The sequence below is a fragment of the Chryseobacterium gleum genome, assembly GCF_900636535.1.
In the GTDB taxonomy this organism is placed as follows: domain Bacteria; phylum Bacteroidota; class Bacteroidia; order Flavobacteriales; family Weeksellaceae; genus Chryseobacterium; species Chryseobacterium gleum.
The window spans coordinates 404302-415825 of record NZ_LR134289.1 but is presented as its reverse complement, the minus strand read 5'-3'; the positions used below and the strand labels follow the sequence as shown (position 1 = coordinate 415825).

Below are 11524 nucleotides of genomic sequence, written 5' to 3'. Positions count from 1 at the left end.
ACTTCTTATGCTCTGCTCAGCTGGTCCAGTTTTTTCAGCAGTGTTGGTATTCTGTAATTGCCATGCATCTTTTCCAGCATCAGTTTAGCTTCATCCACATCAATTCCCCTGGCAGTAACAAAAAGCGGAGTTTTGCTTTCTCCACGGAATACGCTTCTGCGTTGAGAATCCGGAGTTGTGAATTCATTTTTTGCCACTCCAACGATAGGACATTTGATTTCCAATGCTTCGTAAAGATGTCCTCCCAGTCCTATTTTCCCGTCATTATCCAAAGTAACATATCCGTCAACAATGATAATATCTCCTGGCCTTAATGCAATTTTTGTCAGCAGACTCAAAATGCAGGGTAATTCTCTCTTGTAAAAGGCTCCACTTTCATATTCCGAACTTACAGGTGTTTGTTCTATAAAGGTTTCCACTTCTTTTTCAGATGTCCAGTCTTCAAATGCAATACATACGGTATTGGCATAATCTTCATAATAGTAGGTATCAAATGCGTAAATCATATTTCTTTCTTAAAAAACTCACCGAAATGCCACAAAATTCCCGACGGATCATGTACAAAACATTCTTTCCCCCAATCCATTGTTCTTACGGGAGTAAGCTTCACATTTTTATATTTTTCTGTAAGTCTCAAAGACAAAAGTTCTTTCCAAAACTCATCGGTGTTGTCAACTTCCATAAAAACCATAGTATTGTCAACCCAGTCTTTTGTATAATAATCCTGAAGATAAAAGCCTATTTCTTCCCTTATAAACAGGGAGAGTTTTGGCTCCAGAACAATTTCTTCAAATCCCAGATCCCTGTAAAAGTCTCTGCTGATCTTAAAGTCCTTTGCACCAATAAAAGGTCTGATGGATTTAACTGTTGGTTTCATATCCCTGATTTTTTGAGTCTGTTTTTAATCCTTACCAAAGCTTTAAACCTTAAGCAAGGATTAAACTTCCTGATTATTTTCTGTCAACTACCAGTCTTTCTTCCCTGTTGGCAATGTCCCATGCAGTGGTGAAAATAAGTTGGGTTCTTTTCTCCAGCAACTGATAATCAATCTTTTCAGGATCATCTGTTGGCTTATGATAGTCTTCATGAATACCATCAAAGAAAAATGCTACAGGAATATTATGCTTGGCAAAATTATAGTGGTCTGAACGGTAATACAACTGCTCAGGGTCATTTAAATCATCATATTTGTAATTCAGTTCCAAGTTGTTCGTTCTTTTATTTGCAGCTTCATTAATTACTTTAAGCTGAGAACTTAACATGTCAGAACCAATTACGTACACATACTGTTTTCCCCTGTTGGCAGGATCATCACGTCCTATCATATCTATATTAAGATCTGCAACAGTATTGGCTAATGGAAAAACAGGATTTTCTGAATAAAACTCTGAGCCAAACAACCCATGCTCTTCTCCGGTAACATGTAGGAACAAAACAGATCTTTTAGGCCCTTTTCCTGCTTTTTTAGCCTGCTGGAATGCTTTGGCAATTTCCATTACAGCTACAGTTCCGCTTCCGTCATCGTCTGCCCCGTTGTATACTACTCCGTTTTTGGTCCCTACGTGATCATAGTGGGCAGAGACCACCACAATTTCCTCAGGTTTTTCACTTCCTTCGATAAAGGCAAGAATATTTTCGGAATCAGGAAGGTTTCCTCCTCCTCTTTTTTTCATGAATTCAGCCGGAACTTTCTGATAGTAAGAATGTAGTGCTTTAGGCGCTGAAATTCCCAAGCTTTTATAATAGTTAACGATATACTCACCCGCTTTTTTCTGCCCTTTGCTTCCGGTGTCACGTCCTTCCATATCATCTGCTGCAATCACATACAGGTTTTTCTTTAAATCCGCTGCATTAATTTCTTTATAGGCATTGTTAAATGCTTTATTATGTTTTGTTGAAACGGGATGTGAAGCGTTTCCGTCAGATATTTTTGCCGTTCCGCAACTGGTCATCATCGCCATTGCAAATAACGGAATAAGTATTTTTTTCATAAAGAATAAATTTCTTAAAAATAACAATTTTTATCCAACCATAATATGATTAATAAATATGACAAAAGAATAAACAATTTATTATGGATTTAATAATAAATCAGCTTAAAAAATAATTCGATATTAAAATTTTATTATATTTGATTTAAATACAAAATAGGTGGATAAAATTTACGGATTTACACATTACTCCTTTTTTACGGAAATGTCTGAACTGGCAGCCAGACACGGAAGCTTTGATCTTTCTCTGGGACTTCCCGATTTTGATATTGATGAACGCCTAAGGGTATTTTTAAAAGAAGCTGCAGACGAGCAGACCCATCATTATGAACCTCTCGCAGGAAACCCTCTCCTGATTGAAAGTATTATCCGTTTCAACGCAAAAAGACTCCATAAAATTTCTATTACAACCAATGAAGTTACTGTTGTACCATGTGCAACCTTTGCTTTATATACCTCCCTCAAATCTGTTATTAATCAGAATGATGAAGTGATCATTATTCAGCCGTCTTATTATACCTATGGACCTGCTGTTGTCATGAATGGGGGAATTCCTGTTTATTATGATCTTCAAGAAGACTTTACCATCAACTGGGACTTGTTTAAAAACTGTATTACTGAAAAAACAAAAGCAATCATTGTCAATTCTCCCCAGAATCCAACCGGAAAAATATGGACAAAGGAAGACTGGCATCAGTTATATGAACTGATTAAAGACCAGAATATCTATTTGATTTCCGAAGAAATATATGATACTTACTGCTACGATGAAACGGAACACTACAGTTCTTTCATTCATCCGGGGCTCAGGGAAAAGACCTTCTGTATTTTTTCTTTTGGCAAAATGTTTCATACTTCCGGGTGGAAAGTAAGCTATATGCTCACTTCTGAAGCTTTAACAAAGAAATTTCGATGCCATCAACAATATATTTCCTACGGCGCCAATGCTCCGGCTCAATTTGCGATCGCAAAATATCTTGATGTATTTAATCCGGATATCAATAAAAAGCTCATGCAGAAGAAAAGAGATATTTTTAATGAAATGATTAAAGAAACCCCTTTTCAGATCGAACAACAAGCGGAAGGAAGTGTTTTTCAGGTTGTTAATTTCAGAAATATTTCTAAAAACATGACCGATGTAGAGTTTTCAAAGTGGCTGACGATTGAGAAAAAGGTTTCGTGTCTCCCACTTTCGGCTTTTTATAATTCGAGACAGAATTCGGATTATGTCAGGTTCAGTTTTGCTAAAAAAGATGAACTGATTATTAAGGCACTGGAATATTTGAGAAAGAACCTTTAATCATTTCACATATTTGTTTTTTCCTGCAGATCACACAGATTTGCACAGATGATGATGGATATTTTATTTTTGCTGTTGTCTTTTGATCTAAATGACAAAAAAATATAATAAAAAAAGCACCGCCAAAGCGATGCTTTCCTATTATTTTAATATTGATTTTAAAGAGCCAGAACCCTTACATCAATTCTTCTGTTTTTTGCTTTACACTCATCTGTATCATTAGCTTCACATACAGGATGCTGAGATCCGTAGCCTTCTGCTTCTATTCTGTCTGCTGAAACCCCTAGCTCAAGTAATTTAAGCTTCGCTGTTTGTGCTCTCAGGTTAGACAGGCTAAGATTACTTTCTTCATTCCCACTGTTATCTGTATAACCTCCTAATTTTATTTTAAGGTTGGGGTAAGCATTTAAAATTTCAGCCAGCGTGTTTAACTGAAGTTCATAGCCTGGTTTTAAATCGCTTGAACCTGTTTCAAAATAAAGGTTTTCTATCGTGTACCACTTATTAGGATCCAGGGCAGATTTATCTTTTTGCTTAACCACATTATACAGCTGATAAAGCTGGCTTCCGTCTCCGATAGCAATTGTTTTTCCACCCTCCAGTTTTATTTTCTGAATATTTCCCGTTTCATACACAAAGTCCCCGTTTTCATTAAGATGTCCCTGAACCTGACTGGGAATCACCTGTACTGCTTTAGTATCTGTAACGACAGTAGCAGTGCCGGTTACTCCGGTAAGACTTTCAATCTTTGCTTTTCTGTTCGCTTCAATTTTATCTTTATGCAGCACAGCCAAAGTAGGCGCAATAACCAAAGAAACGATTGACATTAATTTGATCAGGATATTCATAGAAGGGCCTGACGTATCTTTAAACGGATCTCCTACCGTATCTCCGGTTACGGAAGCTTTATGAGGCTCTGAACCTTTGTAATAGGTTTGTCCGTTGATGTCCACTCCCTTTTCAAATGATTTTTTGGCGTTATCCCAGGCACCTCCGGCATTATTCTGGAACATTCCCATCAAAACTCCGCAAACAGTGGCCCCCGCCAGGAATCCTCCCAAAACCTCAGGCCCGAAAATAAATCCGATCAGTAAGGGAGAAATAATGGCTATCGCACCGGGAAGTATCATTTTTCTGATGGATGCATCTGTAGAAATAGCAACACATTTTTCATATTCAGGTTGTGCTTTTCCTTCCAGAATTCCCGGAATTTCACGAAACTGTCTCCTTACTTCTTCTACCATTGCCATAGCTGCCTGTCCAACTGCTGTGATTGCCAATGATGAGAAAATAAAAGGAATCATTCCGCCAACAAATAGTCCCGCCAGAACGTCTGCTCTGTAAATATCAATACCGTCAATTCCTGCGATTCCTACAAATGCCGCAAATAAGGCTAAAGCAGTCAAAGCAGCTGAAGCAATAGCAAATCCTTTTCCGGTAGCAGCCGTTGTATTTCCTACAGCATCCAGAATATCTGTTTTCTCTCTTACTTCTTTCGGCAGCTCACTCATCTCAGCAATACCTCCCGCATTATCGGCAATAGGACCAAACGCATCGATGGCAAGTTGCATGGCTGTAGTAGCCATCATTCCGGCTGCTGCAATAGCTACTCCATAAAGTCCCGCACAGAGATAAGAACCATAGATACCTCCTGCCAATACAATAATCGGAAGCAAGGTAGATTCCATCCCAACGGATAGCCCTCCGATGATATTGGTTGCATGTCCTGTAGAAGACTGTCTCACAATGCTGGAAACCGGTCTTTTACCCATTGCTGTATAATATTCTGTAATAATACTCATTAAAGTTCCTACAACCAGTCCGACCATTATGGCCCCGAACACTCCCATTTTGGTAAATTCATGGCCTCTGAGAACCATTTTTTCAGGAAGGATATATGTTACCAGAAAGTAAGAAGCAATAGCAGTAATCACAATACTTCCCCAGTTTCCAAGGTTAAGCGCATTCTGAACACTTGAAGTGGATGAACCTTCATTATCATTTACTTTTACAAATAAAGTTCCGACCATTGAAAATATAATTCCTGTTCCTGCAATAAGCATCGGTAAAAGAATCGGGGCAAAACCTCCGAAAGCATCATCAGAAACGGTTTCTCTACCCAATACCATGGTAGCTAAAACCGTTGCCACATAAGATCCGAAAAGGTCAGCTCCCATTCCTGCTACATCTCCCACATTATCTCCTACGTTATCTGCAATGGTTGCGGGATTTCGGGGATCATCTTCCGGGATTCCGGCTTCAACTTTTCCCACAAGGTCGGCACCTACGTCTGCTGCTTTTGTATAAATACCACCTCCTACTCTTGCAAAAAGCGCTATGGATTCTGCACCAAGAGAAAATCCGGTGAGAATTTCAATGGTTCTTTCCATTTCATGAGAATCTACTGTAGCATCCGGCGCAAAAATCTGTTTAATAATCAGAAATAAGGCTCCCAAACCTAAAACAGCTAGTCCGGCAACCCCCATTCCCATTACTGAACCTCCGGTAAAGGATACTTTAAGAGCTTTAGACAGTGAAGTTCTTGCCGCTTCTGCCGTTCTGACATTAGCTTTAGTAGCGATTTTCATTCCGATGAATCCTGCACAGGCAGAGAATATAGCCCCCACCACAAAAGCGATTCCTATACTCCAATGTGAATTGGCATTACTAGACCCCATCACTGCCAGTAAAATAGCAACCACTACAACAAAGTACGTTAAGATTTTGTATTCAGCCTTTAGAAAAGCCATTGCACCGTCTGCAATATGCCCGCTGATTGTTTTCATTTTTTCATTTCCGGCATTCTGTTTATTGACCCAGTTGCTCTGAAGAAATGTATAAAGCAAAGCTATGACACCAAAAATTGGCACTAACACAAATAGATCCATAGTTTATTATTTTATATTAAAAAATTGAGATTAGTCTTATAAATATAATGAAATTATAAACACACCATAAAATTCATTAATAATAATCTATTATTTTGTAAATTTGTTTCTCACTATGATTTGAATTAATTATTTATGAGAAAGATACTATACACCCTTATCCTATCTGCAGGCATAAGCAGCTGTCATCATAAGATGCCACAGGAAAAAGCTGAAATACTATATTTCGGAGGACCTATTATAACAATGGAGGATTCTTCTCCCCAGGTTGAAGCAGTAGCCGTTAAAGACGGAAAAATACTTTTTGCAGGAACAAAATCAGATGCAGAGCGTTTTTCAGGATCAGCCACTAAATTGATTAACTTAAATGGAAAGACTCTTCTTCCTGGTTTTATAGATGTTCATGGACATCTTACATCAAGAGCCGGGATTATGGACGCTGTAGATCTGTCCCCCGAACCTTATGGCACTGTAAATTCTATTAAAGATTTACAGATTACGTTTAAAAACTACATCAAAGACAATAAAATCTCAGTTCAACAGCCAATTATCGGAAATGGTTATGATGATGCAATAATGGCGGAACACCGTCATCCTACAAGAACAGAACTGGATGTCATCAGCAAAACCAATCCTATCATTGTCATTCACGCCTCAGGTCATGCCAGTGTAGCAAACAGTGCAATGCTGCAACTTCTGGGAATAACAGAATCATCAAAAGATCCTGAAGGAGGACACATCGGAAGAGATAAAGCAACAGGAAAACTGAATGGAAAGTTGGAAGAGAATGCCAGTTTCACAGCGTTGCTGACCTTAACGGAAAAAATGAGTAAAGGCAAAGATACCCAGGCTCATGCCATGGAAAACCTGATGAAAGCCCAGGATGAATGGCTCAGCTATGGGCAAACGACTATTTGTGATGGAAGAACTATGGGAGAAAGTGTAGTTTTGTTAGAAAAGGCAGCTTCTCAACATCTTTTTAAAGCCGATATTGTTTACTTTCCTGATTATGAATATTTCAAAAAAGATTTCAACAATTTCAAGCCAAAGTATATGAAGTATGAAAATCGTTTGAAACTGGCTGGCTTCAAATTTTCTAATGATGGTTCTCCTCAGGGAAAAACAGCCTGGTTGACACAGCCTTATTTAGTTCCGCCGGAAGGTCAGTCTAAAGACTATAAAGGATTTCCCATTTTTACGGATGAAACGTTATATAACGATCTGAAAACACTTTTCCAAAATCATATCACTGCGCAGCTTCATGTAAACGGAGATGCAGCAATTGATCAGGCTATACGCGTTATCAAAAGGTTAAAAGATGAAAATATTTACCAGCCGGAATTGCGCGCAACATTAATTCATGTACAAAACAGCCGTCCTGATCATATTCAAAAGATAAAAGAATTAGGGGTAATTCCTTCTTACTTTTCTACTCATGCTTATTTATGGGGAGATTGGCATTACTCAAGTGTTTTTGGTCCCGAAAGAGCAGCTTTTATAAGTCCGGCCAACTCTGCATTAAAAGCAGGCATTACGTTTACGATTCATCATGATGCTCCGGTTACTCCACCAGATCTGATAACGGCAGTATACGCAGCAGTGAATAGAAAAACGCGCTCAGGAATGATTTTAGGACCGAATGAAAGAATCTCTCCCATTGAAGCTCTAAAAGCGATTACCATTAACGGAGCTTATCAGTTGCAGGAAGAAAATAGAAAAGGATCTATTAAAGCAGGTAAAATAGCGGACTTTGTTATTCTGGATCAGAATCCTTTAACGATAAATCCTGAAAATCTTAGAAAGATCAAAGTTCTTGAAACTATAAAAGAAGGAAACTCCGTGTACAAAAGAGTCTCAATTTATTGATACATCAAGAGTATACATAAAGAAAAAGCAGATGAAAATTCATCTGCTTTTTGTATGCTTTTGGAAAGAATTTTATCCTCCGAATTTATCTGCATAATCTATTTGAGAAGCTTTAATCACTTTTCTCGCATGTTCTGCACCGTAAACTTCCTGGATTCTGCATTTTGCAGGCTCATCCGGTAAGTTTTTGTACGTAAGGAAATAGTGCATTAATCTCTTCACTTCTGCTTCAGGTAATTCAGAAATATCTCTGAAATGCCCGAAAGCGTGATCATTGATCATTACTGCAACAATTTTATCATCCGCTTCACCTCCGTCGATCATTTTAAAACCACCAATTGGAATAGCTTCCATCAAAAGACCTCCGGCGTGGATGTTGTGAGAACTTAAAACACAAATATCAAGCGGATCATGATCTCCCATTGTAACATCATCAGCTCCTGATTCTACAGCAAGTCTCATTACTTCTTTATCACAGTATGTTCTTGGAACAAACCCATACAAAGCAGGGATAATGTTAGAAAATTTCTGCGGCCTGTCTACCTTTAAATATCCTGTTTCTTTATCTACTTCATATTTAATAGTATCTGAAGGAACAATTTCCACAAATACGTTTACAACATTTGGCGCATCTTCTCCTGCAGAAATTCCGTGCCATGGATGTGCTTTAAAATTTGGAATCATTATTTATCTGTTATTTTTTAAGTTATTATTAAAATTTCTTTTCTTAAATCTTCTATTGTTTCGGCAATATAATCGTTGCCTTCCATATAATTCATGATGAAAACCGTTTTGAATTCATCCAGCTGAACCTCTCCCTTCAGCCCGTCATAGGTTTTATGAAGTAGTTCTATAATTGCATTTTTTGAGTCTACAATATTCTGCCATGAATTTTTTGTAATGTATAACTGCTGGGATGAGTTATATTCAAACTCTTCATTGATCGCTTTTTCTGTAAGGAAAATAAACTCATGAACGGCCAGCCCTCTGTCAAATCTATGAATAAGGTTTGAAGGCTTAATCCTGTCCAGAAACAGTGTCATTCTTTCATAGGAATGTGCTTTGTTCTCTGAATTTGATTTCACGGTAAGTAATTTGATTTCCTGGTTCTTAAGAGTAATGTATGAGTGTACAAATTGTCTGAGCAAAACCAGAAAAGGAATCGCAATAATCAATGCAAATGCATATGGTAAATATCCTGAGAGACTCGTCATAATTTTAGACTGCAAAATTACTAATTATTTTCCGTCTTCTAAAGAGTTTTTAAAGATATCCACTTTAGAAATTTGTATATAGATCAAAGAGAGAATAATGATAAGATAAAAGCCAACCATCATCCTGTTTACCAGAGCCGGAAAAATCAGAAATCTCAACATAACAGTTCCATAAATAACAGCAAAAAACAAGACCTGAGCCTGATTTTTTTTATTGCGGAAAGAAAAATGATTGGTCAGAATGACCACTATAAAAATCAGTAAGATTGGAAAATAGGAAGAATTGAATTCCAGCATTATATTACTTTTAATAAAATGAATATAATCTGAAAAGGAGAACGGATCAGGCTGTGAAACGGGATAAATCTGAACTTTCGTAAACTGATTCATAAAAAGCGTAGACCACGACACCTGATTAAAAGCTTGTATTAAACAGAAAGAAAGAAACAAATATCCGTATGATATCAATAACGGCGCTGTTTTAATCTGAAACCTGTTTCTATATAAATAAACAAAGACATACAGGAATGAATACAAAATAAAATATTCAGGTCTTGTAAGCACACATAGCATGCCTACTATACCTGCCCAGAAAATATTCTTCCTCATTAAAAAAATATAGAAGCTGAGAAGAAGAAGAAGGCATGATAAAGAATCCGCAGAAACGTGCCGGGCAGATTCCGGCAAAGGTTTGAACATCGAAATTAAAATAGTGAGGATAAAAGCAAGCGGATAATTTTTCAAAATCCTTATTAAAAAACTGAAAATCAGAATAAGAATACATGCATAAGAAATAGCCGAAATTAAAGAGATCGAGGCAGAAGCACTCAAACCAAGTTTAAAGAATGACCAGCCGATAAAGTTATAGAAAGGCTTCACCACAAAAAGTTGCAGCTCTTCTTCGTAGGCCTTAGGATTTTGTGAAATAATTTTATAATAGGTGCTTTCCCCTTCTGCTACTTCTTCCGCTATAGGATTTACAGGTCCAAGTCCGGCAAAATCAGGATTCTTTTCCCTCAATTCATGGTATACCTTCTTATGAATATCTTCAATTTTCATATCAGGATATTCCGTTTTATAAATTAGCCCCATATAGGCTTCCATATCAGTATTGTAATAGTGGTTGGTATACAGGTAGTATGACATGAAGCATACGTAGATTGAAAAGATAAAAACAAGAATACCGTTCTTTTTTTCCATATACTGATATTATATGAATACAAATGTAAAAAACTATCTTTTAATCTGTATTCCCAGGAAAGTTTACTAAAGGATCAGTATACTATAGTTCAAACAGGGCCGGTCTTTGTGTTACTTCATGGTAGCAGACACTGTTTTCATCAAAGAAGTGGTATACAAGGCTTTTTCTGGTTCTGTCTTTATCTGTATGAGGTTCTCCTCCATGAAGAATATTGGCATGCCAGATTAATAAATCTCCTTTTTTTGCTTTAAATATTTCTTTTTTTAAGCCTAATTCTTTTACCTTTTCCTCAAGGAAAGTTTCGTAAGCCCTGTAGCTTTTCTTGCCGATTTTCAAGGCAGTGCCTTCGTTATCGTAATCAGAATTCAGAAAATAAGGAAGTTTATGGCTTTTAGGAATGTAATGCAAAGCTCCGTTGCTTTCATCCACATCTTCCAGAGCAATCCAGACCCCAAGCAGTCCTCCCAACGGATAAGTAGTCATATGGATACTGTCTGAGTGTGTTTTCTGCTGGCTACCGTTAATAAAATTGATGCTCTGAAAAAGTTTGGATTTTCCGTCCAGTAAAACGGATAAAAAGTCTAACAGTTCCGGATCACTTCCTATATTTTTAATGATTTCCGAATGATGAATGGCAAACATCAGCTTTCCTCCATAAATAAACTTTAAAGTTCCGTCCTTCATCAGTTTATCAATTTCAAAATTGATCTGATCTGCCGTTTCCGGAGTAAGATAATTCCTCAGAATCATGTACCCGTTATCGTCGTATTGAAGAGCACTTTCTTTATTTTCTTCGGAAAGCTTATTAAAAAACGGAGTTTCTTTAAGCTTTGTATAATCTACCGTCCTCTCACTGGCCGGAAGGTGGGCAAAATCTTTACTGGAAATGCTTGAAAAATAGCTCTTATTGATTCCGTATTTCTTATACAATGGAATATTATGCTTTAATTTACTCTTTTTAAACAGGTTATAAAGCATATATGATAATTTGTACTGACGAATCTGTTGTAACATAACTGTTTTACTAAGGATTTTATAAAGTTACTGATTATTACCTAATTAGA

At 37.1% G+C, this 11524-nt stretch carries 10 protein-coding genes; 2 read left to right on the top strand and 8 right to left on the bottom strand.

The window, feature by feature from the left end; all coding sequences use genetic code 11:
* Nucleotides 1-5: 5 nt before the first annotated feature.
* From EL165_RS01880 to EL165_RS01870, 3 genes are all read right to left on the bottom strand, one after another.
* A complete protein-coding gene (locus EL165_RS01880; RefSeq protein ID WP_002979880.1) occupies nucleotides 6-506 on the bottom strand; it encodes an endonuclease V in 501 nt (166 codons plus the stop codon).
* The gene (locus tag EL165_RS01875) at nucleotides 503-877 is read right to left on the bottom strand and encodes a VOC family protein (protein WP_002979881.1); all 375 of its coding nucleotides are present in this window, start codon (nucleotides 875-877) and stop codon (nucleotides 503-505) included. The genes EL165_RS01880 and EL165_RS01875 overlap by 4 nt, the downstream gene beginning before the upstream one ends.
* Before the next feature lie 73 nt (nucleotides 878-950).
* The gene (locus tag EL165_RS01870) at nucleotides 951-1991 is read right to left on the bottom strand and encodes a M28 family metallopeptidase (RefSeq protein WP_002979882.1); all 1041 of its coding nucleotides are present in this window, start codon (nucleotides 1989-1991) and stop codon (nucleotides 951-953) included.
* A gap of 160 nt (nucleotides 1992-2151) precedes the next feature.
* On the opposite strand from EL165_RS01870, the gene EL165_RS01865 reads away from it, so the two are divergent.
* Nucleotides 2152-3291 carry an aminotransferase class I/II-fold pyridoxal phosphate-dependent enzyme gene (locus EL165_RS01865; RefSeq protein WP_002979883.1) on the top strand — a complete coding sequence of 380 codons (1140 nt, stop codon included), beginning with the start codon at nucleotides 2152-2154 and terminating at the stop codon, nucleotides 3289-3291.
* A 158-nt stretch (nucleotides 3292-3449) separates the two neighbouring features.
* Here EL165_RS01865 and EL165_RS01860 read toward each other — a convergent pair whose 3' ends face one another.
* Nucleotides 3450-6179 carry a sodium-translocating pyrophosphatase gene (locus EL165_RS01860; RefSeq protein WP_002979884.1) on the bottom strand — a complete coding sequence of 910 codons (2730 nt, stop codon included), beginning with the start codon at nucleotides 6177-6179 and terminating at the stop codon, nucleotides 3450-3452.
* 135 nt (nucleotides 6180-6314) lie between these two features.
* Between EL165_RS01860 and EL165_RS01855 the strand changes: the two genes are divergently transcribed.
* Nucleotides 6315-8045, top strand: a complete 1731-nt coding sequence (locus tag EL165_RS01855) for an amidohydrolase (RefSeq protein ID WP_002979885.1) — start codon at nucleotides 6315-6317, stop codon at nucleotides 8043-8045.
* A 72-nt stretch (nucleotides 8046-8117) separates the two neighbouring features.
* On the opposite strand, the gene EL165_RS01850 is transcribed toward EL165_RS01855, so the two are convergent.
* From EL165_RS01850 to EL165_RS01835, 4 genes are all read right to left on the bottom strand, one after another.
* Nucleotides 8118-8729, bottom strand: a complete 612-nt coding sequence (locus EL165_RS01850) for an inorganic pyrophosphatase (protein ID WP_002979886.1) — start codon at nucleotides 8727-8729, stop codon at nucleotides 8118-8120.
* 17 nt (nucleotides 8730-8746) lie between these two features.
* Entirely contained in the window at nucleotides 8747-9259 is a 513-nt protein-coding gene (locus tag EL165_RS01845; protein WP_002979887.1) for a DUF7935 family protein, read from the bottom strand.
* A gap of 24 nt (nucleotides 9260-9283) precedes the next feature.
* A complete protein-coding gene (locus EL165_RS01840; protein WP_041461502.1) occupies nucleotides 9284-10459 on the bottom strand; it encodes a hypothetical protein in 1176 nt (391 codons plus the stop codon).
* Between the two features lie 82 nt (nucleotides 10460-10541).
* Complete coding sequence (locus EL165_RS01835) at nucleotides 10542-11474, bottom strand: phytanoyl-CoA dioxygenase family protein (protein WP_002979889.1); 933 nt, start codon at nucleotides 11472-11474, stop codon at nucleotides 10542-10544.
* Nucleotides 11475-11524: the final 50 nt, after the last annotated feature.